Here is a 25,945-nt window from a genome sequence, read left to right on the forward strand (position 1 = left end):
GCTCTTCAGGCCGACGCGAGCTGCGCGTGCATCTCCTGGACCGAGATCACGTCGAGGTCCTTCATGTAGCGCATGCCTTCCACCGCCGCCTCGGCACCGAAGATGGTGGTGAAGGTGGTCACGCGCGCCAGCAGGGCCGAGGTGCGGATCTGGCGCGAATCGGTGATCGCGTTGCGGCGCTCTTCCACCGTGTTGATGACGAGGGCGATCTCGTTGTTCTTGATCATGTCCACGATGTGCGGGCGGCCTTCGGTCACCTTGTTGACCACGGCGCAGGCGATGCCCGCCGCGTTGATGGCGGCGGCCGTGCCCTTGGTCGCGATCAGCTCGAAGCCCAGCGCGGCCAGCCCGCGCGCGACCTCGACCGCACGCGGCTTGTCGTTGTTCTTGACCGAGACGAAGACGCGGCCCGACTTGGGCAGGTGCGTGCCGGCGCCCAGCTGCGACTTCACGAAGGCCTCGCCGAAGGTCTTGCCCACGCCCATCACCTCGCCGGTGGACTTCATCTCGGGGCCGAGGATGGTGTCCACGCCCGGGAACTTGACGAAGGGGAACACCGCTTCCTTCACGCTGAAGTAAGGCGGCGTGACTTCCTTCGTCACGCCCTGCGCCGCCAGCGTCTGGCCGGCCATGCAGCGCGCCGCCACCTTGGCCAGCTGGATGCCGGTGGCCTTGCTCACGTAGGGCACGGTGCGCGAGGCGCGCGGATTCACTTCCAGCACGTAGATCACGTCCTGGCCGTCCTTCTCCTGGATCGCGAACTGCACGTTCATCAGGCCGACCACGTTGAGCGCCTTCGCCATGGCCGCGCTCTGCCGCTTGAGCTCGGCGATCGTCTCGGCCTTGAGGCTATAGGGCGGCAGCGAGCAGGCGGAGTCGCCCGAGTGCACGCCGGCCTGCTCGATGTGTTCCATCACGCCGCCGATCAGGGTGGCGCCGTCGGCATCGCGCAGGCAGTCGACGTCGCATTCGACGGCGTCGTTGAGGAAGCGGTCGAGCAGCACCGGCGAATCGTTGCTGACCTTGACCGCCTCGCGCATGTAGCGCTCGAGGTCGCGCTGCTCGTGCACGATCTCCATCGCGCGCCCGCCCAGCACGTAGCTCGGGCGCACCACCAGCGGATAGCCCAGTTGCGCGGCCTTCTCCAGCGCCTCGGGCTCGGTGCGTGCGGTGGCGTTCGGCGGCTGGCGCAGCTTCAGCTCGTTGAGCAGCTTCTGGAAGCGCTCGCGGTCCTCGGCCGCATCGATCATGTCGGGGCTGGTGCCGATGATCGGCACGCCGTTGGCCTCCAGGTCGAGCGCGAGCTTCAGCGGCGTCTGGCCGCCGTACTGCACGATCACGCCGGTGGGCTTTTCCTTGTCGACGATCTCGAGCACGTCCTCCAGCGTGAGCGGCTCGAAGTAGAGGCGGTCGCTGGTGTCGTAGTCGGTCGAGACCGTCTCGGGGTTGCAGTTGACCATGATGGTCTCGTAGCCGTCCTCGCGCATCGCGAGCGCGGCATGCACGCAACAGTAGTCGAACTCGATGCCCTGGCCGATGCGGTTCGGGCCGCCGCCGAGCACCATGATCTTTTTCTTGCTGCTCGGGTCGGCCTCGCACTCGTCCTCGTAGGTCGAGTACATGTAGGCGGTGTTGGTCGCGAACTCGGCCGCGCAGGTATCGACCCGCTTGTAGACCGGGCGTACGCCGAGCGCGCGGCGCTTCTCGCGGATCGCGGTGTCGGTGGTCTTCAGCTGGCGCGCCAGGCGGCGGTCGGAGAAGCCCTTCTTCTTGAGCGCGAGCAGCGTGTCGCGGTCGATGTCGTCGAGCGACTTGGTTTCCAGCTCGAGCTCGATCTTCACGATCTCCTCGATCTGCACGAGGAACCAGGGGTCGATCTTGGTCAGCGCATGCACTTCGTCGACCGTCAGGCCCATGGCGAAGGCATCGCCCACGTACCAGATGCGGTCGGGGCCGGGCTCGCCCAGCTCCTTCTCGAGCACTTCGCGGTCCTGCGTCTTCTCGTTGAGGCCATCCACGCCGACCTCGAGCCCGCGCAGCGCCTTCTGGAACGATTCCTGGAAGGTGCGGCCCATGGCCATCACCTCGCCCACCGACTTCATCTGGGTGGTCAGGCGCGAGTCGGCCTGCGGGAATTTCTCGAAGGCGAAGCGCGGGATCTTGGTGACCACGTAGTCGATGCTGGGCTCGAAGCTCGCCGGCGTGGCGCCGCCGGTGATCTCGTTGCGCAGCTCGTCGAGCGTGTAGCCGACGGCCAGCTTGGCCGCGACCTTGGCGATCGGGAAGCCGGTGGCCTTGGAGGCCAGCGCCGAGGAACGCGAGACGCGCGGGTTCATCTCGATCACGACCATGCGCCCGTCCTTCGGGTTGATCGAGAACTGCACGTTGGAGCCGCCGGTGTCGACGCCGATCTCGCGCAGCACGGCCAGCGAGGCGTTGCGCAGGATCTGGTATTCCTTGTCCGAAAGCGTTTGCGCCGGGGCGACGGTGATCGAGTCGCCGGTGTGCACGCCCATCGGGTCGAGGTTCTCGATCGAGCAGACGATGATGCAGTTGTCCGCCTTGTCGCGCACCACTTCCATCTCGTATTCCTTCCAGCCGAGCAATGATTCCTCGATCAGCAGCTCGTTGGTCGGCGAGGCTTCCAGGCCGCGCTTGCAGATGGTCTCGAACTCTTCCGGGTTGTAGGCGATGCCGCCGCCGGTGCCGCCGAGCGTGAAGCTGGGGCGGATCACGACCGGGAAGCCCACGGTCTTCTGCACCGCCCAGGCTTCGTCGAGCGAGTGGGCGATGCCCGAGCGCGCCGAGCCCAGGCCGATCTTGGTCATCGCGTCCTTGAACTTCAGGCGGTCCTCGGCCTTGTCGATGGCCTCGGGGGTGGCGCCGATCAGCTCGACCTTGTACTTGTCGAGCACGCCGTTGCGCCAGAGGTCCAGCGCGCAGTTCAGCGCGGTCTGGCCGCCCATGGTCGGCAGGATGGCGTCGGGCCGCTCCTTGGCGATGATTTTCTCGACCGTGGGCCAGGTGATGGGCTCGATGTAGGTCACGTCGGCCGTGGCCGGGTCGGTCATGATCGTCGCGGGATTGCTGTTGATCAGGATGACCTTGTAGCCCTCCTCGCGCAGCGCCTTGCAGGCCTGCACGCCGGAATAATCGAACTCGCAGGCCTGGCCGATGATGATCGGGCCGGCGCCGATGATGAGGATGCTCTTGAGGTCGTTGCGCTTAGGCATTCTTCTGCCCTTCTTTGTGACTTTGCATGAGCGCGGTGAAGCGGTCGAACAGGTAGCCGATGTCGTGCGGGCCCGGCGAGGCTTCCGGGTGGCCCTGGAAGCAGAAGGCGGGCTTGTCGGTGCGCGCCAGGCCTTGCAGCGTGCCGTCGAACAGGCTGACGTGGGTGGGCCGCAGATTGGCGGGCAGCGTCTTTTCGTCGACCGCGAAGCCGTGGTTCTGGCTGGTAATGCTCACGCGGTTGTTGTCCAGGTCCTTCACCGGATGGTTGGCGCCGTGGTGGCCGAACTTCATCTTGAAGGTCTTCGCGCCGGAGGCCAGCGCCATGATCTGGTGGCCCAGGCAGATGCCGAAGACCGGGATGCCGGTCTCGATCAGCTCGCGCGTGGCCGCGATCGCGTAGTCGCAGGGCTCGGGGTCGCCGGGGCCGTTGGCCAGGAAGATGCCGTCGGGGCGCAGCTTGAGCACGTCGGCCGCGGGCGTCTGCGCCGGCACGACGGTGATGCGCGCGCCGCGCTGCGCGATCATGCGCAGGATGTTCTTCTTGACGCCGTAGTCGTAGGCCACGACGTGGAACTTCGGCGTGATCTGCACGCCGTAGCCAGGCTTGCCATCGACGTGGACGAGCTTCCACTCGGTCTGCGTCCACTCGTAGGTTTCCTTGACCGACACCACCTTGGCGAGGTCGAGGCCGGACATGCTGGGTGCTGCCTTGGCGGCGGCGATCGCCTTGTCGATCAGCGCCTGCGTGACGCTCTCGCCCGGCGCCAGGCCCAGGATGCTGCCGTTCTGCGCGCCATGCGTGCGCAGGTGGCGCGTGAGCTTGCGGGTGTCGATGTTCGCGATGGCGACCGTCTTGCCGCGCACCAGGTACTCGGTCAGCGTGGCGGTCTTGCGGAAGTTGGATGCCAGGAGCGGCAGGTCCTTGATGATCAGGCCAGCGGCATGGATCTTGTCGGCCTCGATGTCTTCCTCGTTGACGCCGTAGTTGCCGATGTGCGGATACGTGAGCGTCACGATCTGCTGGCAATAGCTGGGGTCGGTCAGGATTTCCTGGTAGCCGGTCATGGCGGTGTTGAACACCACTTCGCCGGTGGTGGCGCCTTGGGCGCCGATCGAGTTGCCGAGAAAGACCGTGCCGTCTGCAAGCGCCAGGATGGCGGGCGGGAAATTTCCCTTGAGAGACAAAAGCACTGGGATCTCCGAATGGATGACGCCCACGGCGGACCCAAGATGCGGCTCTTGGTCGCGACTTTCGTCGAGGAGTTGGCTTGCGTGCGCTATGGGCGAGGTGTGAGCGGGAAAGCCCTTGATTATAGCCCGGGCCGCCTTATCCCTCGGCCGCGGCGGCGCTTGCGTGCAGGCAGATCGCGGCCGCGGCGGCGACGTTGAGCGACTCCTCGCCGCCCGGCTGCGCGATGCGCACCTGCAGGCTCGCGCGGGCTCCCAGAGCGGCCGAAAGGCCCTGCCCTTCGTGGCCCATCAGCCAGGCGCAGGGATGGGGCAGCCGGGCCCGGTGCAGCCATTCGCCGTGGTGCGAGCTGGTCGCGATGCAGGGGACGGCCAGCGCCTCGAGCGCCTCGGGCTCGGCGCCTTCGACCAGCCGCAACCCGAAGTGCGCGCCCATGCCGGCGCGCAGCACCTTGGGCGACCACAGCGCCGCCGTGCCCTTGAGCGCGATCACCTGGGCGAAGCCGAAGGCCGCCGCGCTGCGCAGGATGGAGCCGACGTTGCCGGCGTCCTGCAGCCGGTCGAGCACCACCGTGGCCGCATCGGCGGCGATCGGCGGCGGTGCAGACAGGTCGAGAACGAAGCCCATCGCCGGGGGCGATTCCAGGCCGCTCACGCCCGCCAGCAGCGCGTCGTCGACCACCACGGTCTTGTCCGCCGCGCCGGCCCATTCGTGGCGTGCCGTCGGCCAGGCGGACTCGGAGAAGACGGCGATCGCCGCGCGCACCCCGCGCTCGCGCGCCGCCCGGCACAGGTGGTCGCCTTCAAGCCAGACGCGGCCCGCCCTGCGGTAGGCGCCCGGGTCGTGCGCCAGCTTGCGCAGTTCCTTGAGGAGCGGGTTGTCCCGCGAGCTGATGTGGCTCGGCTCGGCCGCAGTCATGGCGCGGGGCGCAGCTCGACCTGCACCGTCTCGACGTGCAGCGTCTCGACGAGCAGCTCGCCCGCGACGAGAGCGAGCGGGATCTCCTCGCCGGCCGCACGCGCCAGCGCCGCGGCCACCGGGCTGAAAGAGCGGCGGTGGTGCACGCAGGCGCCATGGCGCAGCAGCGCCTCCAGATGCTCGGGCGTGCTGTAGCCCTTGTGCGCGGCGAAGCCGTAGTGCGGAAACTCGGCGTGCAACTGCTCGCACAGCCGGTCGCGATGCACCTTGGCCAGGATCGAGGCGGCCGAGATCGATTTGACGATGGCGTCGCCGCCGACGACGGCCTCGGCCAGCACGTCCAGCCGGGGCAGCCGGTTGCCGTCGACCAGCACCTTGGCCGGCTTCAGCCGCAGGCCCTCGACCGCCCGCTTCATCGCCAGCATGGTGGCGCCGAGGATGTTGTGCTCGTCGATCTCCTCGACGCTGGCCTGGGCCACCGAGCAGCACAGGGCCTTGGCCAGGATCTGGTCGTTGAGCCGCTCGCGTTGCAGGGGCGTGAGCACTTTCGAATCGGCCAGGCCGCGGATCGGCCGCTGGTCGTCCAGGATCACGGCCGCGGCCACCACCGGCCCGGCCAGCGGGCCGCGCCCGGCCTCGTCGACGCCGGCCACCAGGCCCGGCGCATCCCATGCGAGCTTGGCCTGTTCAGCCTTCAAGAACTTTCTGGATCGCATCGGCGCACAGTGTCGGCGTATCTCGCTGCAATTCGGCGTGCAGCGCGCAAAAACGTTGTTGCAAGGCGTGAACCTTGTCCGGCGAGGCGAACCAGGCCAGCGTCGCTTCGGCCAGGCCCTGGGGCGTGGCCGCCTCCTGGATCAGCTCCGGCACGACGAATTCGCCGCACAGGATGTTGGGCAGGCCGACCCAGGGCTGCAGCTGCTTGCGGCGCATCAGAGCCCAGGACATCGCGTTCATGTTGTAGGCGATCACCATCGGCCGCTTAAGAAGCGCAGCCTCGAGGGTGGCGGTGCCGCTGGCGATCAGCGTGACGTCGCAGGCGGTGAGCGCGGCGTGCGAGCGGCCGTCGATCAACTGCACCCGGCCCTTCATCGCGCTCGCCACGAGCAGTTGCTCGATCTCCCCGCGCAGGCTCGGCAGCGCGGGCAGGACGAAGCGCAGCTCGGGCCGTGCCTGCTGCATCAGCGCCGCTGCCGCGAAGAAGCGATCGGCCAGGTAGCGCAGCTCGGATCGCCGGCTACCCGGCAGCAGGGCCACCACCGGCGCCTCGGCGTCCAGGCCGAGCGCGGCGCGCGCGGCGGCCCGGTCCGGCGCCATCGGGATCACATTGGCGAGCGGATGGCCGACGTAGCTGGCGGCGATGCCCTGCTTCGCCAGCAGGGCGGGCTCGAAGGGGAAGATGCACAGCACGTGGTCGACGGCTGCGCGCAGCTTTTGCACGCGCTCCGGCCGCCAGGCCCAGATCGAGGGGCAGACGAAATGGGCGGTCTTCATGCCGCGTTCGCGCAAGCCCGCTTCGAGATCGAGGTTGAAGTCCGGCGCATCGACGCCGATGAAGAGGCCAGCCCCTTCGCGCAGCAGCCGCGCTTTGAGCTGGCGCCGGATGCCGGCGATCTCGGCGTAGTGGCGCAGCACCTCGACATAGCCGCGCACGGCCAGCTTCTCCTGCGGCCACCAGGTCTCGAAGCCGCGCCTCAGCATCTGCGGACCGCCGATGCCGACGGCCTGCATCTGCGGCCAGCGGGTTTTCAGGCCATCCAGCAGCAGCCCGGCGAGCAGGTCGCCCGAGGCCTCGCCTGCGACCAGCGCAAAGCGCCGCTGTGTCTCCTGTGCCATGCAGACCTCAGCGCGCGATGCCGCGCGTGGCGCTGGCCAGGAAGGCTTTCATCAGGTCAACGTCGGCCGCCGCTTCGGGCACCTCCGCGGCCAGGGCCTCGATGGCGGCGCGGGCTTCCTCCAGGGTCTTGCCCTGGCGGTAGAGCAGCCGGTGCATCTGCTTGACGGCCGCGATGCGCGCAGCCGAGAAATCGCGCCTGCGCAGGCCGACGACGTTGAAGCCGCGCACTGCGAGCGGATTCCCGTCGACCAGCATGAAGGGCGGCACGTCCTGCGCCACCGCGCTGGCGAAACCGATCATGGCGTGGGCGCCGACCGAGACGAACTGGTGGATGCCGGTCAGCCCCCCCACCGTCACCCAGTCGGCCAAGTGCACGTGGCCGGCCAGCGTCGTGTTGTTGGCCAGCGTGGTGTGGTTGTCGACCCGGCAATCGTGCGCGATATGCGTGTAGGCCATGACCCAGTTGTCGCTGCCCACGCGCGTGACGCCGCCCGCTCCCGGCACGCCGATGTTGAAGGTGCAGAACTCGCGGATGGTGTTGCGGTCGCCGATGACCAGCTCGGTGGGCTCGCCCGCGTACTTCTTGTCCTGCGGGATCGCCCCCAGCGAGGCGAACTGGAAGATCCGGTTGTCGCGGCCGATGGTGGTGCGGCCCTCGATCACGCAATGCGATCCGATCGTGGTGCCGGCGCCGACCCGCACGTGCGGGCCGATCACGGAATACGGACCGACGCTGACCGTCGGGTCGAGCTGGGCCTGGGGGTCGACGATGGCCGTCGAATGAACCTGGGTCATGCCTTTTCGAGCAGCATCAGCTGATCTGGCGCATCGCGCACATCAGGGTGGCCTCGCAGGCCAGCTCGCTGCCGACCAGCGCCCGCCCCTTGAACTTGGAAATGCCGGCCTTCATGCGCTCGATCTCGACCTCCAGCGTGAGCTGGTCGCCCGGCTCCACCGGGCGCTTGAAACGCGCGCCGTCGATGGCCGCGAAGTAGTACACGGTGTTGTCGTCCGGGACGATGTCCAGCGAATGGAAGGACAGCAGCGCCGCGGCCTGCGCCATCGCCTCCAGCATCAGCACGCCAGGCATCACCGGGCGGTGCGGGAAGTGGCCGTTGAAGAACGGCTCGTTCATGGTCACGTTCTTGAGCGCCTTGATGCGCTTGCCCTTTTCCATCTCGAGCACGCGGTCCACCAGAAGGAAGGGGTAGCGGTGGGGCAGTAGTTTGAGGATCTGATGGATGTCGAGCTTCATGATGGCTTGTCCTGCATCGCCGATTTTTCCAGCGCCTTGAGGCGCTCCCGCAGGGCGTGCAGTTGTTTGAGGGTCGCGGCGTTTCTCTCCCAGGCGGCATTGTCGTCGATGGGAAACATGCCGGTGTACTGGCCCGGCTTGAGGATGGAGCGCGTGACCACCGTCGCGGCCGAGATGTGCACCCCGTCCGCCATCTTCAGGTGGCCCAACACGATCGCACCGCCGCCGATGGTGCAGTTCGCGCCGATGTCGGCGCTGCCCGCCACGCCGACGCAGCCGGCCATGGCGGTGTTCTTGCCCACGCGCACGTTGTGGCCGATCTGGATCAGGTTGTCGAGCTTGACGCCGTCCTCGATCACCGTGTCTTCGAGCGCGCCGCGGTCGATGCAGGTGTTGGCGCCGATCTCCACGTCGTCGCCGATACGCACCGCGCCGAGTTGCTCGATCTTCACCCAGGCGCCCTGGTGCGGTGCGAGCCCGAAGCCGTCGGCCCCGATCACCACGCCGGGATGCAGCAGGCAGCGCGCGCCGATGATGCAGTCCTCGCTCACGGTCACCCTGGACTTGAGCACGGTCTGCGCGCCGATGCGCGCGCCGCGCTCGATCACGCACAGTGCGCCGATGCGGGCCGTCGGGTCGATCTGCGCGTCGGGGTCGATCACCGCGCTCGGATGGATGCGCGCGCCTTCCGGCTTCGCATGGGATTGCTTCCAGAGCTGGGTCAGCCGGGCAAAGTACAGGTAGGGATCGGGCGTCGCGATGAACGCGCCGCGCCCCGCCGCCGCAGCGCGCATTGCCGGCGACACGATGACGCAGCCGGCCTTCGAGACCGCGAGCTCTTTCTGGTACTTGGGGTGGCTCAGGAAGCTGAGCGCATCGGCCTGCGCGGTCGCCAGCGGCGCGAGGCGCTCGATCGACAGCGCAGGATCGCCCTGCAGTTCGCCCCCGAGGGCTTCAACGATCGCGCCTAGCCGCAGTGCCACACGAGTTCACTGGCGTCACTTGCCGCCGGCAACGGACGCGTTCAGCGCCTTGATCACCTTCTCGGTGATGTCGTGCTTGGGATTGATGTAGATCGCTTCCTGCAGGATCGCGTCGTACTTCTCGGCCTCGGCCACCTGCTTGACCACGCGGTTGGCGCGCTCGTAGACCTGCTGCAGCTCTTCGTTCTTGCGGGCGTTGAGGTCTTCCTGGAACTCGCGGCGGCGGCGCTGGAAGTCGCGGTCCTGGTCGACCAGGGAGCGCTGGCGCGTGGTGCGCTGGCTCTCGGACAGGGTCGGCGCCTCGCGCTCGAACTTCTCGGAGGCGGCCTTGAGCGCTTCGCCCTGCCCCTGCAGGTCTTTCTCGCGCTTCAGGAATTCCGACTCGAGTTTTGCTTGTGCGGCCTTGGCAGGCTGCGCCTCGCGCAGCACGCGATCGGGATTGACGAAACCGATGCGGAAGGTTTCCTGCGCCTGCGCGGGCGTACCCACGAGCGCGAAAACGGGGATGAGCAGCGCACCGGCGGCACGAAGCAAAGGAGTCATTAGAAGGAGGTTCCGATCTGGAATTGCAGGCGTTGGATTCTATCCTTCGGGATCGGATTCAACGGGTCGCTCAGGTCTTCCTTCTGCTGCTTCACCGGGATGGCGTACGCCAGGCGCAGGGGGCCCAGCGGCGAGATCCAGCTGATGCCCAGGCCGACCGAGGCGCGCAGCTTCTTCTGCGCCTTCCATTGCGCGTCCGTCAGGGTCGGGGCGCGGGAGTTCGCGAATACGTTGCCGACGTCGAAGAAGCCGTAGAGGCGCAGCGTGCGGTCGTTGCCGGCACCCGGGAAGGGTGTGCTGAGCTCCATGTTGAAGATCGCCTTCTTGGTGCCGCCGAGCGCAGCGCCCTCGGTCTGCCCGAACAGCGGCACGTCGCGCGGGCCGAGCGAGTTCTGCTCGAAGCCGCGCACCGAACCCAGGCCGCCGGCGTAGAAGTTCTTGAAGATCGGGTAAGGCTTGCTGCCATAGGCCCTGGCGTAACCGACTTCGCCGTTGATCGCGAAGGTGTACTGCTTGCTGATCGGGAAGAACTGCTGGTACGAGTAGCTGGACTTCCAGTACTTCATGTCGCCGCCGGCACCGACCTCGAGGTTGGCGCGCTGAAGCTTGCCGCGGGTCGGCACCAGCGCGCTGTCGCGATCGTCGCGCGACCAGCCCACGGACAGCGGCACGCCCCAGACGCTGTCGTTGGTGCATTCGGTGACGAAGCCCTGCGCGTTGGTGGCACAGCCGAAATAGGTGCGGTACGACTGCGGGGTCAGGTAGGCGACGTTGCCGCCCGGATCGAAGCGGTAGCGTTCCAGGCCGATGCCGAAGAAGACGGTATCGACCTCGCTGAAGGGCACGCCGAAGCGGACCGAGCCGCCCTCGTTGACCAGCTTGTAGTCGCCATCGACGCTGTAGTAAGGGCGCGTCGTGGTGTGGAACACGGCGAAGGTTCGGGAGATGCCGTCCTTGGTGAAGTACGGATCGGTGGTCGTGAGCGAGAGCGTGCGGGCGTACTTGCTGGTGTTGACCTGCAGGCCCAGGTAGTTGCCGGAGCCGAACACGTTCTCCTGCGCAATGCCAAAGGTGAGGGACACTTTCTCGGCGCTCGAGAAGCCGGCACCCAGCTGCAGCGTACCGGTGGGCTTCTCCGCCACATTGATCGCGAGGTCCACCTGGTCCGGCGAGCCCGGCACTTCCTGCGTCTCCACGTTCACGTCGGTGAAGAAGCCCAGCCGGTCCACCCGGTCGCGCGACAGCTTGATCTTGTCGCCGTCGTACCACGAGGCCTCGTACTGGCGGAACTCGCGCCGGATCACCTCGTCGCGCGTCTTGTTGTTGCCCCCGACCGCCACCCGCCGCACGTACACCCGCCGCGAGGGCTCCGCCTTCAGGGTCAGCGCGACGCGGTTGTTCACCCGGTCGATCTCCGGCTCGGCCTGCACCCGCGCGAACGCATAGCCGAAGGTGCCGAAGTAGTCGGTGAAGGCCTTGGTGGTCTCGGTGACCTGCTCGCCGTTGTAGGGCTCGCCCGGACGGATGGTCACCAGCGACTTGAACTCGTCGTCGCGCCCCAGGTAGTTGCCCTCCAGCTTGACGCCGGAAACGACGAACTTCTCGCCCTCGGTGAGGTTCACCGTGATGCTCAGGTCCTGGCGGTCCGGAGAGATGGCCACCTGGGTGGAGTCGATGCGGAACTCCAGGTAGCCGCGGGTGATGTAGTAGGAGCGCAGGGTCTCCAGGTCGGCGTTGAGCTTGGCGCGCGAGTACTGGTTGCTCTTGGTGTACCAGCTCATCCAGCCGCCGGAGTCCTGGTCGAACAGATCGAGCAGGGTGCCCTCGCTGAAGGCCTTGTTGCCCACGATGTGGACCTCGCGGATGCGCGCGGCGTCGCCCTCGGTGACGGTGAAGGTGAGGTTGACGCGATTGCGCTCGATGGGGGTGACGGTGGTCACCACCTGGGCGTTGTAGAGGCTGCGGCTGATGTACTGGCGTTTGAGCTCCTGCTCGGCGCGGTCGGCCAGGGCCTTGTCGTAGGGGCGGCCGTCGGCCAGGCCCACTTCGCGCAGGGCCTTCTGCAGGGCCGCCTTGTCGAATTCCTTGGTGCCGACGAAGTCGACGTCGGCGATGGTGGGACGCTCTTCCACGATGACCACCAGGACATCGCCGCTGACGTCGATGCGCACGTCCTTGAACAGGCCCAGGTCGAACAGGGCGCGGATGGCAGCGGAACCGCGCTCGTCGTTGTAGGTGTCGCCCACGCGTAGGGGCAGCGAGGCGAAGATGGTGCCGGGCTCGACGCGCTGCAGGCCTTCGACTCGGATGTCACGCACCGTGAAGGGGTCGATGGCCCAGGCGGCGGTGGCCGAGAGCGCGCTGGCGACCAGCATGGCAACGCTGCGCAGGCGAAAGCGACTGTATTTCTTGTTCATCTGTGAATTGCGCCGGCGCGGAAAGGGCCGACAGATAGTTAACCAAAGAGTCGAGTCACATCGTTGAAGATGGCGATCGACATCATGACCAGCAGCAACGCGACACCGCCGCGCTGGAGCCGTTCCATCCAAGCGTCGGAGACGCTCCTGCCGGTCAGGCCCTCCCAAAGATAATACATCAGGTGTCCTCCATCGAGGACCGGCAGCGGCATGAGGTTCAGCACCCCGAGACTGACGCTGATGAGTGCCAGAAACACCAGGTATTGCGTGAATCCGAGGCTGGCGGACTTGCCCGCGTAGTCGGCAATGGTCAGCGGCCCGCTCAGGTTCTTAAGCGAGGCTTCGCCGATCAGCATCTTGCCCATCATGCGCACGGTGAGCGCCGACACTTCCCAGGTGCGCACCACGCCGCGCCAGACGCCGTCCACCACGCCCTGCCGCACCGTCACCATCTCCGGCGGCGAGCCCACGTAGGCGCCGACGCGCCCGAACTTGCTGCCGCCCTCCTCGCGCACCTCGGGCGTGACCTCGATGCGCTCCTGCTGGCCGCCGCGCTCGATCTGCCAGACCTGGGTGCGCGGCTGGCCGTCGTCGACCGAGGCACGGATCACCTCGCGCAGCTGCTGGCCGTCGACGATGGCGGTGGACCCGACCGCGCGCACCAGATCGCCGTTGCGCAAGCCCGCGCGCTCGGCCGCGCCGCCCGCCACGACTTCGCCGATCTCGGGCCGAGTCAGCGGCGCGACCAGGCCGATCTTGCGGAACATCTGCGCGTCGGCATCCTTGGCAGCGATCCGGCTGAGCGGCAGCACGATCTCGCGCGCCGGCCGCCCACCCTCGCCCGCAATCTCGAGCGTGAGGTCGCGGCCGTCGAGCGCGCCGCGCGTGATGCGCCAACGCAGGTCTTCGAAGGACTGCACCGGCTCGAGTTCGCCGTCGAAGCCGGCACGGGCGACATGCTCGCCGCCGTGCAGCCCGGCCTGCTCGGCCAGCGAAGCGGCCACTGGACGGGCGAGCTTGGCGACGGGCTCATCGACGCCGATCCAGTTGACCGCCGTGTAGAGCACCACGGCCAGAAGCAGGTTGGCGATGGGCCCCGCGGCCACGATGGCCGTGCGCGAGCGCAGCGGCTGCGCGTTGAAGGCGCGATGCCGCTCCTCCGGCGCCACCGGCGCCTCGCGCTCGTCGAGCATCTTCACGTAGCCGCCGAGGGGAAAGGCCGCGATCACGAACTCCGTGTCCTGCCCGGGGTGCTGGCGCCTGGGCTTCCAGCTGAAGAGCGTGTGGCCGAAGCCGATGGAGAAGCGCAGCACCTTGACGCCGCAAGCCACCGCCACGCGATAGTGGCCGTATTCGTGCACGGCAATCAGCAGGGCCAGGGCGACGATGAATGCGACGACGGTGAGCATGGAAGTCCCCTGGTTCTAGGAGCGTCAGGCTGTAAAGCGCAGCGCCGCCGCATTGGCCGCGGCCCTCGCGCTGGCATCCAGGTCCAGCAGATCCGCCAGCGATGCCGGATTGGAGGGCAGCACCGCCTCCAAAGTTTCCATGTTCACGGCATGGATGCGGTCGAAGCGCAGGCGATGGTGCAGGAAGGCGTCGACCGCGACCTCGTTGGCTGCATTGAGCACCGCGGTCGTGCCCGGCGCCGCGCGCAGCGCATGCCAGGCGAGCCCCAGGCCAGGGAAGAGTTGGGCGTCCGGCGCGTCGAAGGTCAGCGCGGCCAGTTGCCGGAAGTCGAGTGTTGCCGCGCCGCTCTCGATGCGCTCTGGCCAGGCCAGCCCGACGGCAATGGGCACTCGCATGTCGGGTGTGCCGAGCTGCGCGATCACCGAGGCGTCGGTGAACTGGACCATCGAATGCACCACGCTCTGCGGATGGATCACCACCTCGATCCGCTCCGGCGCCACGCCGAAGAGATGGCGCGCCTCGATCACCTCGAGCGCCTTGTTCATCATCGTGGCCGAGTCCACCGAGATCTTGCGGCCCATGACCCAGTTCGGATGGGCGCAGGCCTGTTCCGGCGTGACGGCCGCGAGCGTTTCCGGCGCGCGCGTGCGGAACGGGCCGCCGGAGGCAGTCAGGATGATCTTGTCGATGCGTCGCGGCCAGGTGGCCGGATCTTCCGGCAGCGACTGGAAGATGGCGGAATGCTCGCTGTCGATGGGCAGCAGGGTCGCCCCGCCCTCGCGCACCGTGCGCATGAAAAGCTCGCCTCCGACCACCACGGCCTCCTTGTTGGCGAGCAGAAGCCGCTTGCCGGCGCGGGCTGCGGCCAGGCAGGGGCCGAGGCCTGCGGCGCCGACGATGGCAGCCATCACGGCATCGCAGTCTTCGTGCGAGGCGATGGACTCGATGGCGCCCGCGCCCTGCAGCACCTCCGTGCGCAGCCCGCTGTGCCGGAGCTTGTCGACCAGCAGCCGGGCATGCGGCGCACTGGCCATGACCGCGAACTTCGGCGCGAAGCGCTGACACTGGGCCAGCAGTTCGTCGACCTTGGTGGATGCCGACAGCGCGAAAACCTCGAAGCGCTCGGGATGCCGTGCGATCACGTCGAGCGTGCTGACGCCGACCGAGCCGGTCGAACCGAGCACGGTGATGCGTTGTCGTTTCATGCCATTCATAGGAAAGCCAGCATCATCGCGATGGGCAGCGTGGGCAGCAGCGCGTCGACCCGGTCGAGCACGCCGCCATGGCCCGGCAGCAACGCGCTGCTGTCCTTGGCGCCGGCGCTGCGCTTGACCAGCGATTCGACCAGGTCGCCGACCACGCTCATCGCAGCCAGGAACAGGACGCCGATCAGCAGCAGCCACCAGCCGCGCTCGGCCAGGCGCGTGTAGAGGCTGGCCACGCCGGCGCGCGCAGCCGCGTCCGCCCAGACCCAGGCCAGCGCCAGCACGACGACACCGAGCATGCCGCCCCAGACGCCCTCCCAGCTCTTGCCGGGACTGATGCTGGGCGCGAGCTTGCCCCGGGTGAATCGAAGGCCGAACGCCCGGCCGGCGAAATAGGCGAACACATCGGCCACCCAGACCAGCACGAGGATCGACAGCAGGAAATTGACGCCCTCCATGCGGGCCTTCACCACCGCGAGCCAGGCCACCCAGAGCACCAGCATGCCGCCCACCAGGCGCAGCCCGCGAGGCACTCGCGGCCAGCCTGGCACCGCGGCGCGCAGCAAGGCCGCGCCGCCCAACACCCAGGCCGCGCTGGCGATGATCCAGACGATCAGCAGCGGCCGCTCGAGCAGGCCGAGCCACCAGGACAGCACGCACAGCAACGCCATCTCGACACCGAAGAAGAGCGACATGCGCGAGGAGTAGCCGTTGAGCCGCCCCCACTCCCAGGTCGCAGCCGCGATCAGCACCAGCATCACGCAGCCGAAGGGCAGAGGCGAGGGATAGAAGAGCGCAGGCAGCAGGATCGCCAGGAGGACGACCGCAGTGATGATGCGTTGTTTGAGCATTGCGCTCAGGCGGCCTGGGGATCGTGCCGCGCGCCGCCCATCAACTGCGCAGAGGTCTGGCCGAAGCGGCGCTCGCGGCGCCGGTAGGCTTCGATGGCCTCGTCCAGCGCGGCCTCGTCGAACTCGGGCCAAAGGCGATCGCTGAAGAAGAGCTCGGCGTAGGCGCTCTGCCACAGCAGGAAGTTCGACAGCCGCTGCTCGCCGCCGGTGCGGATGAAGAGGTCGGGGTCGGGCACGTGCGACAGCGCCATCGCCGCGTCCAGGCTGGCCTCGGTCAGCGGCTCACCGCGCGCGGCGAGTTGTGCCGCGGCGCGCGCGATGTCCCAGCGCCCGCCGTAGTTGAAGCAGACATTGAGCACCAGCCGCGTGTTGTGGGCGGTGGCGGCTTCCGCCTGCACCAGGCCTGCGGCAATCTTCTCGGACAGCCCCCCGCGCTCGCCGACGAAGTGCAGGCGCACGCCGTCCTGGCACAGCTTCGGGACCTCGCGGCCGAGCGCGATGACCATCAGGTCCATCAGGCCCGACACCTCCTCGACCGGACGGTTCCAGTTCTCGGAAGAAAAGGCGAACACGGTCAGCACGCCGACGCCGCGATCGGCACAGGCCTTGACGCAACGGCGCAGCGATTCGACGCCCTGCTTGTGGCCGGCCACCCGCGGCAGGAAGCGGCGCGTGGCCCAGCGTCCATTTCCGTCCATGACGATGGCGATGTGGTGGGGCACGGCGGCGCTTGGATTGCTCATTTCAGACGGCCATGATCTCCGCCTCTTTGGCCGCCACCAGGCGATCGATCTCCGTGATATGGCGATCGGTCACCTTCTGGATCTCGGCTTCGGCGCGCTTCTGGTCGTCTTCCGACGCCAGCTTCTCCTTGACCAGCTTCTTGATCGCGTCGTTGGCATCGCGGCGCAGGTTGCGCGTCGCGATCTTGGCGTTCTCGCCCTCGGTGCGAACCAGCTTGGTCATTTCCTTCCGGCGTTCCTCGCTCATCGGAGGCATCGGCACGCGGATCAGATCGCCCATCGAGGCAGGGTTGAGGCCCAGGTCGCTCTCGCGGATGGCCTTCTCGATCTTGGCGCCCATGCCCTTTTCCCAGGGCTGGACGCTGATGGTTCGCGAGTCGATCAACGCCACGTTCGCCACCTGCGACAGCGGCACCGAGGAGCCGTAGTAGTCGACATGGACCGAATCCAACAACGCAGGGTTGGCACGGCCGGTGCGGATCTTCGTCAGGTTGTTCTGGAATGCAGCGAGCGACTGGTCCATCTTGGCGTCGGTCGCGCTGCGGATATCGGCAATGGTCATCTTTTCTTGCTCCTAGGCATGCACCAGTGTGCCTTCGTCCTCGCCCATCACGACGCGCTTGAGCGCGCCGTTCTTGAAGATCGAGAACACCTTGATCGGCAGGTTCTGGTCGCGGCACAGCGCGAAGGCCGTGGCGTCCATGATGCCGAGATTCTTTGCAATGGCCTCGTCGAAGCTCAGGCGCGCGTACCGCTTCGCGTCCAGGTCCTTCTTCGGGTCGGAGGTGTAGACGCCGTCCACCTTGGTGGCCTTGAGCACGAGCTCCGCGCCGATCTCCGCGCCGCGCAGCGCGGCGGCGGTGTCGGTCGTGAAGAAGGGGTTGCCGGTGCCGGCCGCGAAGATCACGACCTTGCCCTCTTCGAGGTATTGCAGGGCCTTGGGGCGCACATAGGGCTCCACCACCTGCTCGATGGCGATGGCCGACATCACGCGGGCGATCAGCCCTTGCTTGTTCATGGCGTCGGCCAGGGCCAGCGCGTTCATCACGGTGGCCAGCATGCCCATGTAGTCGGCGGTCGCGCGGTCCATGCCCACCGAGCCGCCGGCCACGCCGCGGAAGATGTTGCCGCCGCCGATCACGACGGCGACTTCCACCCCCATGTTCACCACCTCGGCCACCTCTTCGACCATGCGGACGATGGTCGCGCGGTTGATGCCGAAGGCATCGTCACCCATCAAGGCCTCGCCCGACAGCTTCAACAAGATTCGCTTGTGGGCCGGGCGGGTTTCGAGCATGGGGGTTTCCTTTGAGGTGGGCGTGGCGAGTGTAAAACGTGCGTGTGAAGAAGCGGCAGCGCGCTGCGCGCGCCGCCGCCCGGTGGCGCCGATCAGGCAGCCGCCGCCTTGGCAGCCGCGACCTGGGCCGCCACTTCGGCAGCGAAGTCGTCGACCTTCTTTTCGATGCCTTCGCCGACGACGTAGAGCGTGAAGCTCTTGATCGAGGTGTTGGCGGCCTTGAGCATCTGCTCGACGGTCTGCTTGTCGTTCTTCACGAAGGGCTGGTTGTGCAGCGAGACCTCCTTGAGGTACTTCTGCACGCCGCCTTCGATGCGCTTGGCGACGATGTCGGCCGGCTGCGGCTGCTTGCCGGCCGCCTCGGCCGCCTTGCGGTCTTCCTCGGCCTTGCCGGCGGCCACGGCGCGCTCTTTCTCGATCAGTTCGGCCGGCACGTCAGAACTCGCGATCGAGACGGGCTTCATGGCGGCCACGTGCATCGCAACGTCCTTGGCTGCCGTGTCGTCGCCTTCGAACTCGACCATCACGCCGATGCGCGTGCCGTGCAGGTAGGAGGCCAGCTTGCCGTTGCCGGCGAAGCGCTTGAAGCGGCGGAAGCTCATGTTCTCGCCGATCTTGCCGATCAGCCCCTTGCGCACGTCTTCCAGCGTCGGGCCGAAGCTGTCCTGCTCGTAGGGCAGCGCGGCCAGCGCGGCTAGGTCGGCCGGGTTGTGCTTGGCGACCAGCATCGCCGCGGCGTTGGCCAGCGCGAGGAAGCTATCGTTCTTGGAGACGAAGTCGGTTTCGCAGTTGATCTCGACCATGGCGCCGACGCCGCCTTCGGCAAAGGCAGCCACCACGCCCTCGGCCGTGATGCGGCTCGAAGCCTTGCCGGCCTTGTTACCCAGCTTGATGCGCAGCAGCTCTTCGGCCTTTTCCATGTTGCCGTCGGCCTCGGTCAGCGCCTTCTTGCACTCCATCATCGGGGCGTCGGTCTTTGCGCGCAGTTCGCCGACCATGCTTGCGGTGATTGTTGCCATCTTGTTTCTCCGTTCGGTTTAGCAGTTGCGGCGGCCCGCACCGGGCGCCGCGAAAATCAGGTTAAAAAAAAGGGGCATCGAAGCCCCTTCTTCAGGCGCTCGCGAGCGCGAATCAGGCCGAGGCGCCCTCTTCGACCTCGACGAACTCATCGGAATTGCCTTCGGCCACGGCCTTGACCACATCGCTGGCGGCGCTGGAACGGCCTTCGATGATCGCATCGGCGATGCCGCGGGCGTAAAGCGTGACGGCCTTCGACGAGTCGTCGTTGCCCGGGATCACGTAGTCGATGCCTTCGGGCGAGTGGTTGGAGTCCACCACGCCGATCAGCGGGATGCCCAGCTTCTTGGCCTCGGCCACGGCGATCTTGTGGAAGCCCACGTCGATCACGAAGATGGCATCGGGCAGCGCGCTCATGTCCTGAATGCCGCCGATGTCCTTCTCGAGCTTCTCGATCTCACGGGTGAAGGTCAGCTGCTCTTTCTTGCTGAGGTTGTCGAGGCCGGCTTCCTGCTGGGCCTTCATGTCCTTCAGGCGCTTGATGGAGGTCTTGACGGTCTTGAAATTGGTCAACATGCCGCCGAGCCAGCGGGTGTCGACGAAGGGGACGCCGGCGCGGCGCGCCTCGGTCGCCACGATCTCGCGGGCCTGGCGCTTGGTGCCCACCATCAGGATGGTGCCGCGGTTGGCGGTGAGCTGCTTGGCGTACTTCATCGCTTCCTGGAACATCGGAAGCGTTTTTTCCAGATTGATGATGTGGATCTTGTTGCGATGGCCGAAGATGTACGGGGCCATCTTGGGGTTCCAGAAGCGCGTTTGGTGGCCGAAATGGACACCGGCTTCCAGCATTTCGCGCATGGTCGTCGACATAGGAATAACTCCAAAGGTTGGGTCTAAAATCCAGCCCGTTTTGCGGACCTCTCGCGAGGGCCGCAACACCTCGAATGGGCTGGTTTGCGGATGTGTTTTGCGCTGGGAAAGACCCAGAGTGAAACCCGCAGAGTATAGCACCACCACCCTTCCGCCTTGCCCGCAGCCACTCCACACCATGCGCCCTGACCTGCACGCCACCCGCCTGTCCCTGCTGGCCGGCGCCTCCGACGCGCGCACCGAGATGGAGCATTCCATCGCCGCGGCCAGCTCCCCGGCTTGCGAGCACGTCTTCACCCGTCCGATGTTCGAAGAGGCGCGCCAGGCGGCCGCGCTGGCGCAGCCCGAGCAGCGCCTGGCCGGGCTGGCCTTTTCGGCGAAGGACCTGTTCGATCTCGCCGGCCAGCCGACGCCGGCCGGCTCGGTCGTGCTGGCCCACGCCCCGTCGGCTCGGGCCGACGCCCCCGCCGTGGCCCGGCTGCGCGCCGCGGGCGGCAGCCTGCTGGGCCGCACCAACATGACCGAGTTCGCCTTCTCGGGGGTCGGCGTCAATCCGCATCACGGCACGCCCGCGAACCTGTGCGATCCGGGCACGCCACGCATCCCGGGCGGCTCGTCCTCGGGCGCTGCGATCTCGGTGGCCAGCGGTGCGGCCTTCATCGGGCTGGGTTCCGACACGGGCGGCTCGATCCGCATTCCGGCGGCGCTGAACGGCCTCGTCGGCTTCAAGAACACGGTGCGGCTGGTGCCGACGGAGGGTGCCCTGCCGCTGTCGACCACGCTGGACACGGTCTGCGCCATGACGCGTTCTGTGCGCGACGCTATCACCGCCCACGAGATCCTGGGCGCCCGGCGCGTCACCGCCGGCACCGCACCGCTGTCCGCCTACCGCCTGGCCGTGGTCAAGGACCTGTTCTTCGACGAGATCGAGCCGGCCGTGGCCCGCGCCTTCGAGCGCACCCTGCGCACTCTGCGCGCCGCCGGCGCCCGCATCGACGAGATCGCGCTGCCCGAGTTGGCCGACCTGCGCTCGATCAACGCCACCGGCGGCTTCTCCGCCGCCGAGGCCTATGCCTGGCACCGCCTGCTGCTGGAACGCAGCGGCGCCGGCTACGACCCGCGGGTGGCGCAGCGCATCCTCAAGGGCGCGACGATGAAGGCGCACGAATACATCGACCTCATGCAAGCGCGCCGCGACTGGATCGCCCGCATGGAACGCGCGCTCGCCCCCTTCGATGCCCTGCTGTCGCCCACAGTGCCGATCATGGCGCCGGCCCTGGCCGAGGTGGCACCCGGCGCCCAGCGCGACGAGGCCTTCTTCCGCATCAACGCGCTGCTGCTGCGCAACCCGTCGGTGGTGAACATGCTCGACGGCTGCGCCCTTTCGCTGCCCTGCCATGTCGAGGGCGAACTGCCCGTCGGCCTCATGCTCTGGCATGCCGCGCTGCACGACGATGCGGTGCTGGCGCTCGCGCTGCAGGTGGAACGCGAGTTGCAAGCGACGCACTAGGGCATCGCCCGCGGGCGCCGCCTCCTATCTCACCCCAAAGAACCGAATGAAAATCGCGATCGTGGGCGCCGGCATCATTGGCGTCACCACCGCCTGGGAGTTGGCCTCGGACGGCCATGAAGTCATGGTCTTCGAGCGCCGCGGCGCGGCCGCCGAGGAATCCAGCTTCGCCAATGCCGGCGTCGTGGCGCCCGGCTATGTCACGCCCTGGGCCGCACCCGGCATGCGTGCCAAGGTGCTGCGCTCGCTGCTCTCCACCCACGGCGCGGTCAAGCTGCGCTGGCCGCTGAGCCGACGCGACCTGGGCTGGATGGCGCACTGGCAACGCGCCTGCCAGCTCGAAAGCTACCTGGCCAACCGCGCGCGCATGCAGCGCCTCGCCTTCTATAGCCGAACCCGGCTGCACGAGATCACCGAGGCGCGGGAGCTCAGCTACGAGCGCAGCGACGGCTACCTGGTGCTGCTGCGGTCCAAGCGCGAGAAGAAGCTGGTGCATGCCGGCCTCGAGGTACTGCGCCAGGCCGGCAGCAGCTTCCGCGAGGTGGACGCCGACGAGGCGCGCCGGATCGAGCCCGCGCTCAACCCCGACACTCCGCTGGCCGGCGCCATCCACCTACCGGACGACGAGGTGGCCAACTGCCGCCAGTTCGCCCTGCTGCTCAAGTGGGAGGCCGAGGCGCTGGGCGCGCAGTTCCATTTCAACTGCGACCTCGCGCCGCTCAGTCGCGCCGCGCCGACCGAAGTGCGGCTGGCGAGCGGCTCCGAAGGCCACCGCTTCGACGCCGTGGTGGTGTGCGCCGGCGTGGACTCGGCCAAGCTGCTGCGGCCGCTGGGCCTGCGCATCCCGCTCGCCCCGGTCTACGGCCACTCGATCAGCGCCAACATCCGCGAACCGCTCAATGCGCCGCGCAGCGCGGTGATGGACGAGCGCTTCAAGGTCGCGATCTCGCGCCTCGGCCTGCGCGTGCGCGTAGCGGGCAGCGCCGAGCTCGGCGGCTCGCTGGACAGCCTTCATCCCGACGCGCTGCGCACGCTCTACAAGGTGCTCCAGGACTGGTTCCCGGGCGCCGTCACCCTGCAGGCCGGCGTCCAGCAATGGAAGGGCGCGCGGCCGATGCTGCCGGACGGCCCGCCCATCATCGGACCGAGCGGCCTGCCCGGCGTCTGGCTCAACCTGGGGCACGGCTCCAGCGGCTGGGCGCTGTCCTGCGGCAGCGCGCGCGTGCTGGCGGACATGATGGGGGGGCGCGATCCGGGCATCGATCTCGAAGGGCTGGGCATCGAGCGTTTGCTGCAACACTAGGGGTTCCGCCGCCGTCAGGATGGAAGGGCCCTCCATGCAACGCATCACTGCCGCCATCACTGCACCGCTGTTCGGCGTCGCGGCTTCGCGCCGGATCGAACAGACGGCTGCGGCCAGCCTGCCGCCACACACGCTGATGCAGCGCGCCGGGCTGGCGGTCGCGCGGCTTGCCATGGCGACCGCGCCGCACGCGCGCACGATCTGGATCGCCTGCGGCCCCGGCAACAACGGGGGCGACGGCTTCGAGGCAGCAGCACAACTGCGGCAGCGCGGCTTCGCCCCAGTCGTCACCCGCATCGGCGATGACGCTCGCCTGCCGGCCGACGCAGCCGCCTCGCTGCAACGCGCGCGCGATGCCGGCGTGCGCTTCGCGGACGCGCCACCGGCGCATGCCGATCTCGCCATCGACGCCCTGCTCGGCCTGGGCGCTGCCCGCGCGCCGGAGGGCCCCATGGCCGATTGGTTGCGGCGCATGCACGCCGGCCCTGCGCCCGTGCTCAGCGTGGACACGCCTTCGGGCCTGAATGCCGACACCGGCGTGCTGTCGCTGGACTTCCTGGCTTCTGCTGCCGGGCAGGCGCATGGGGTCCGCCGACTGTGCCTCAGCCTGCTGACGCTCAAGCCCGGCCTCTTCACGGCGCAAGGGCGTGACGCGGCCGGCGAGCTGTGGTTCGATGACCTGGATTCAGCGCCCGGGGCCGAGCCGCCCACCGCCCGGCTGCTCGGCGAGCCTCCCGCCGCGACGCGGCCGCATGCCTCCCACAAGGGGAGCTATGGCGATGTCGTGGTGATCGGCGGCGCCCCGGGGATGGCGGGAGCCGCCCTGCTCGCGGCCACGGCGGCGCTGCACGCCGGCGCCGGCCGCGTCTATGTCGCGCCGCTCGATGCCGGGCTCGCGCCGCTCGACCCGACGCAGCCCGAGCTGATGTTCCGGCGCCCGGAGGCGCTCGACCTGGCGGCCATGACCGTGGTCTGCGGCTGCGGCGGCGGCGCGGCGGTGCGCGATCCGCTGCCGCGCGTGCTCGAGGAAGCCCGGGCGCTGGTGCTCGATGCCGACGCGCTCAACGCCATCGCTGCGGACGGTGCCCTTCAGGCACTGCTCGACGCACGCGCGCGCACGGGACGCGCCACGGTGCTCACGCCGCATCCCCTTGAAGCTGCGCGCCTGCTGGGCACCGGCACGGCCGAGGTGCAGGCCGATCGGCTGCGTGCGGCCCAGCGCCTGGCGGAGTGCTTCGGCGCAACGATCGTCCTCAAGGGCTCGGGCACCATCGTGGCCGCGGCAGGAGAGACGCCGGTGATCAACCCCACCGGCAACGCACGTCTCGCGACCGCAGGCACCGGCGACGTGCTGGCCGGCATGATCGGCGCCGCGCTGGCAGCCGGCCGGCCTGCGATGGCGGCCAGCCGCGAGGCGGCGTGGCTCCACGGCGACCGTGCCGACCGCTGGCCCGAGAGCCTACCGCTCACCGCCTGTGCGCTGGCGCGCGGCTGAAGAAGAACTCGTCTAGCCCGAGATTCCCCCAAGCGCGAAGCGCGTTTGCCTTTGCACGACAAGGACTTGGCGTGAGATCGGGGTTCCGACTTCTGTCTACAGGCGGATCTGCTGGATGAGGTCGAGCGCGCGCTGCTGCTTGGCGTTGGGCGTGGTGAGGACCTCGAAGGTCGGTGCCTCGGGGCCGGCCTGTGGGGCTCGGCAGGTATTGCGCGCGATGGTGGCGAGCTCGGCCATCAGGGTGGAGAAGCTGTGCACGGGCGTGCCGTCGTCCAGGGTGTGGCGGGCTGCCTTGGCCAGCGCCGCCTTGGAACGCGTGGCCGGCGCCACCGGGTCACGCGTGGCCTTGGCGCGCCGGTCGGTGTCGGCGAACATCAGCGGCGCCCAAGCCTCGCGCATGTGCCACTCGACGTAGTAGGCCAGCATGCACAGGAAGATGTGAGCCCGTACCCGATCGGCGGTGCGGTGGTGGATCGGGCGCACCTTTAGGTCGATCGTCTTGAGCGAGCGGAACGCGCGCTCGACGTTGGCGAGCGCCTTGTAGTTGCGCACGCAGTCGGCCGAGTCCATCTGTGTGGGCGGCACCGACGTACGGATGATGTAAATGCCGTCCAGCGCCGCCTCGGCGGCAATGGCGTCTGTCTTGCGCGCGAAGGTAAAGGCGGTGTCGCCGATGGCCAACTCGAAGTGCTTGGCCATCTTGTACTGGTTGATCACCTTGCCCACGCGCAAGCCGATCTCATCCTTCCCGGCGAGCTTGCCCGCGTCCACGCGGGCCTTGATCTTCTCGAGGTTGGCCTCGGTGGCCGCCAGTAACTCCTCGCGCTTGTGCGTGCGCAGCTTGGCAAGCTCCGGATTGCGGCATGCCACCAGGCGCTCGCCCGGATAGTCCGGCGAGCTCAGCTCGAGCAGATTGCGCTCGTCGAACAGGTCCAGTTGCAGCTGCCCTTGCTCGACCAGCGCGCGGATCGAGACGCTCTTCAGCGCCGTGATCCAGGCGATGCCGTCGCTCTCGCGCATCTCGTCAATGGCCTTGTTCGAGATCATTCCGCGGTCGCCCACCATCACCAGCTGCTCGATGCCGAAGTCCTCGCGCAGCCGCTTGACCTCGGGCATCAAGGTCTGGCTGTCGGCGACGTTGCCCTCGTGCACCGACACGGCCAGCGGGCAGCCGCGCGCATCGGTGAGCAGGCCGTAGTTGACCTGCAGCAGGCCCTTCTTGCCATCGCGGCTGTAGCCAAGCTTGGCCAGCGGACAGCAACTGCCCTCGAAGTAGCTGGAGGACAGGTCGTACAGCACCAGGCCACCGGGGCTCAGATGGCGCGAGGCGAGCTTCTTCTGGATGCGATCCTGGCGCTCGAGCAGCCAGTCCATCGCCGCATACAGATCATCCTCATCGGCGTCGGCGACACCGAAGTCCTCGGCCAGTGTCGTGGTGTGCCACCAGCGCGTGGTGGCGAGCTTCGTGTGCGGGGCGACGATGCGCGCGGCCACCATGGCCAGCACCAGCGCACGCTCGGCGCAGGGCTTGGAGGCCAGCAGCGAGGCCATCTCCAGGCTGGCCATCGCGGCGCCTGCTGCCTGCACATGGCCGTGGGGACGCGAGCGCGTGATCTGGAACGCCGAGGACACGGGCACGAAGGTCTCGCCCTGCAGCGAGCGCCGGATGATCTCGATGAGCTCATCGGGCAGGTGCGACAGGTTGCCCAGGGTCTCGTTCTTGACCTTGCCGTCCTCGCGGTAGCTGCGGCGCAGCAGATGGGTGCGATAGACCTGGTCCTTGTAGGTGCGCGTCGTAGTGACGACATGAGCGGTACCGGTTCGGGCTGCCATGGAAACAACTCTAGTCACATATCATCAAACTTCAA

At 68.0% G+C, this 25,945-nt stretch carries 22 protein-coding genes; 3 read left to right on the forward strand and 19 right to left on the reverse strand.

What is annotated here, in order from left to right; translation table 11 throughout:
* Positions 1 to 5 precede the first annotated feature (5 nt).
* The 18 genes from carB to rpsB form a co-directional block, all read right to left on the reverse strand.
* The gene (gene carB / locus GXN78_RS00540) at positions 6 to 3,233 is read right to left on the reverse strand and encodes a carbamoyl-phosphate synthase large subunit (RefSeq protein WP_106559511.1); all 3,228 of its coding nucleotides are present in this window, start codon (positions 3,231 to 3,233) and stop codon (positions 6 to 8) included.
* A complete protein-coding gene (gene carA / locus GXN78_RS00545; RefSeq protein ID WP_106559561.1) occupies positions 3,226 to 4,425 on the reverse strand; it encodes a glutamine-hydrolyzing carbamoyl-phosphate synthase small subunit in 1,200 nt (399 codons plus the stop codon). Before carA ends, carB begins: the two co-directional genes overlap by 8 nt.
* A 136-nt stretch (positions 4,426 to 4,561) precedes the next feature.
* The gene (locus tag GXN78_RS00550; RefSeq protein ID WP_106559510.1) at positions 4,562 to 5,341 is read right to left on the reverse strand and encodes an RNA methyltransferase; all 780 of its coding nucleotides are present in this window, start codon (positions 5,339 to 5,341) and stop codon (positions 4,562 to 4,564) included.
* The gene (rnhB, locus tag GXN78_RS00555) at positions 5,338 to 6,057 is read right to left on the reverse strand and encodes a ribonuclease HII (RefSeq protein ID WP_106559560.1); all 720 of its coding nucleotides are present in this window, start codon (positions 6,055 to 6,057) and stop codon (positions 5,338 to 5,340) included. Before rnhB ends, GXN78_RS00550 begins: the two co-directional genes overlap by 4 nt.
* Entirely contained in the window at positions 6,029 to 7,177 is a 1,149-nt protein-coding gene (lpxB, locus tag GXN78_RS00560; protein WP_106559509.1) for a lipid-A-disaccharide synthase, read from the reverse strand. Before lpxB ends, rnhB begins: the two co-directional genes overlap by 29 nt.
* Positions 7,178 to 7,184: 7 nt before the next feature.
* Positions 7,185 to 7,973, reverse strand: a complete 789-nt coding sequence (gene lpxA / locus GXN78_RS00565) for an acyl-ACP--UDP-N-acetylglucosamine O-acyltransferase (protein ID WP_106559508.1) — start codon at positions 7,971 to 7,973, stop codon at positions 7,185 to 7,187.
* Between the two features lie 16 nt (positions 7,974 to 7,989).
* Positions 7,990 to 8,433 carry a 3-hydroxyacyl-ACP dehydratase FabZ gene (gene fabZ / locus GXN78_RS00570; protein WP_106559507.1) on the reverse strand — a complete coding sequence of 148 codons (444 nt, stop codon included), beginning with the start codon at positions 8,431 to 8,433 and terminating at the stop codon, positions 7,990 to 7,992.
* The gene (lpxD, locus tag GXN78_RS00575) at positions 8,430 to 9,416 is read right to left on the reverse strand and encodes a UDP-3-O-(3-hydroxymyristoyl)glucosamine N-acyltransferase (RefSeq protein WP_106559506.1); all 987 of its coding nucleotides are present in this window, start codon (positions 9,414 to 9,416) and stop codon (positions 8,430 to 8,432) included. Before lpxD ends, fabZ begins: the two co-directional genes overlap by 4 nt.
* A 15-nt stretch (positions 9,417 to 9,431) precedes the next feature.
* Positions 9,432 to 9,959: an OmpH family outer membrane protein gene (locus GXN78_RS00580; protein ID WP_106559505.1), complete on the reverse strand. Its 528-nt coding sequence runs from the start codon at positions 9,957 to 9,959 to the stop codon at positions 9,432 to 9,434.
* Positions 9,959 to 12,376 carry an outer membrane protein assembly factor BamA gene (gene bamA, locus GXN78_RS00585; protein WP_164255331.1) on the reverse strand — a complete coding sequence of 806 codons (2,418 nt, stop codon included), beginning with the start codon at positions 12,374 to 12,376 and terminating at the stop codon, positions 9,959 to 9,961. Before bamA ends, GXN78_RS00580 begins: the two co-directional genes overlap by 1 nt.
* Before the next feature lie 38 nt (positions 12,377 to 12,414).
* Complete coding sequence (gene rseP, locus GXN78_RS00590; protein ID WP_106561283.1) at positions 12,415 to 13,785, reverse strand: RIP metalloprotease RseP; 1,371 nt, start codon at positions 13,783 to 13,785, stop codon at positions 12,415 to 12,417.
* 24 nt (positions 13,786 to 13,809) lie between these two features.
* The gene (ispC, locus tag GXN78_RS00595; protein WP_106561284.1) at positions 13,810 to 15,000 is read right to left on the reverse strand and encodes a 1-deoxy-D-xylulose-5-phosphate reductoisomerase; all 1,191 of its coding nucleotides are present in this window, start codon (positions 14,998 to 15,000) and stop codon (positions 13,810 to 13,812) included.
* Positions 14,997 to 15,842 carry a phosphatidate cytidylyltransferase gene (locus GXN78_RS00600; RefSeq protein WP_106561285.1) on the reverse strand — a complete coding sequence of 282 codons (846 nt, stop codon included), beginning with the start codon at positions 15,840 to 15,842 and terminating at the stop codon, positions 14,997 to 14,999. The genes ispC and GXN78_RS00600 overlap by 4 nt, the downstream gene beginning before the upstream one ends.
* 5 nt (positions 15,843 to 15,847) lie before the next feature.
* Positions 15,848 to 16,585 carry a polyprenyl diphosphate synthase gene (gene uppS / locus GXN78_RS00605; protein WP_106561286.1) on the reverse strand — a complete coding sequence of 246 codons (738 nt, stop codon included), beginning with the start codon at positions 16,583 to 16,585 and terminating at the stop codon, positions 15,848 to 15,850.
* 1 nt (position 16,586) lies between these two features.
* A complete protein-coding gene (gene frr / locus GXN78_RS00610; RefSeq protein ID WP_106561287.1) occupies positions 16,587 to 17,147 on the reverse strand; it encodes a ribosome recycling factor in 561 nt (186 codons plus the stop codon).
* Positions 17,148 to 17,159: 12 nt separating this feature from the next.
* The gene (gene pyrH, locus GXN78_RS00615; RefSeq protein ID WP_106561288.1) at positions 17,160 to 17,882 is read right to left on the reverse strand and encodes a UMP kinase; all 723 of its coding nucleotides are present in this window, start codon (positions 17,880 to 17,882) and stop codon (positions 17,160 to 17,162) included.
* Between the two features lie 92 nt (positions 17,883 to 17,974).
* Positions 17,975 to 18,901, reverse strand: a complete 927-nt coding sequence (gene tsf / locus GXN78_RS00620; RefSeq protein WP_106561289.1) for a translation elongation factor Ts — start codon at positions 18,899 to 18,901, stop codon at positions 17,975 to 17,977.
* A 112-nt stretch (positions 18,902 to 19,013) separates the two neighbouring features.
* Positions 19,014 to 19,769 (reverse strand): 30S ribosomal protein S2, encoded by a 756-nt coding sequence (gene rpsB, locus GXN78_RS00625; protein ID WP_106561290.1) that lies wholly within the window; start codon positions 19,767 to 19,769, stop codon positions 19,014 to 19,016.
* 178 nt (positions 19,770 to 19,947) lie between these two features.
* Between rpsB and GXN78_RS00630 the strand changes: the two genes are divergently transcribed.
* From GXN78_RS00630 to GXN78_RS00640, 3 genes are read left to right on the forward strand one after another with little or no spacing between them, the layout of a single operon-like run.
* Positions 19,948 to 21,279 (forward strand): amidase, encoded by a 1,332-nt coding sequence (locus GXN78_RS00630; RefSeq protein ID WP_106561291.1) that lies wholly within the window; start codon positions 19,948 to 19,950, stop codon positions 21,277 to 21,279.
* Between the two features lie 46 nt (positions 21,280 to 21,325).
* Positions 21,326 to 22,582, forward strand: a complete 1,257-nt coding sequence (locus GXN78_RS00635; RefSeq protein ID WP_106561292.1) for a D-amino acid dehydrogenase — start codon at positions 21,326 to 21,328, stop codon at positions 22,580 to 22,582.
* 34 nt (positions 22,583 to 22,616) lie between these two features.
* A complete protein-coding gene (locus GXN78_RS00640) occupies positions 22,617 to 24,077 on the forward strand; it encodes an NAD(P)H-hydrate dehydratase (protein WP_106561293.1) in 1,461 nt (486 codons plus the stop codon).
* 96 nt (positions 24,078 to 24,173) lie between these two features.
* Here GXN78_RS00640 and GXN78_RS00645 read toward each other — a convergent pair whose 3' ends face one another.
* Positions 24,174 to 25,910 carry an IS1634 family transposase gene (locus tag GXN78_RS00645; protein WP_106561502.1) on the reverse strand — a complete coding sequence of 579 codons (1,737 nt, stop codon included), beginning with the start codon at positions 25,908 to 25,910 and terminating at the stop codon, positions 24,174 to 24,176.
* Positions 25,911 to 25,945: the final 35 nt, after the last annotated feature.

This window comes from Variovorax sp. WS11 (genome assembly GCF_010499245.1).
Lineage (GTDB): Bacteria > Pseudomonadota > Gammaproteobacteria > Burkholderiales > Burkholderiaceae_C > Variovorax.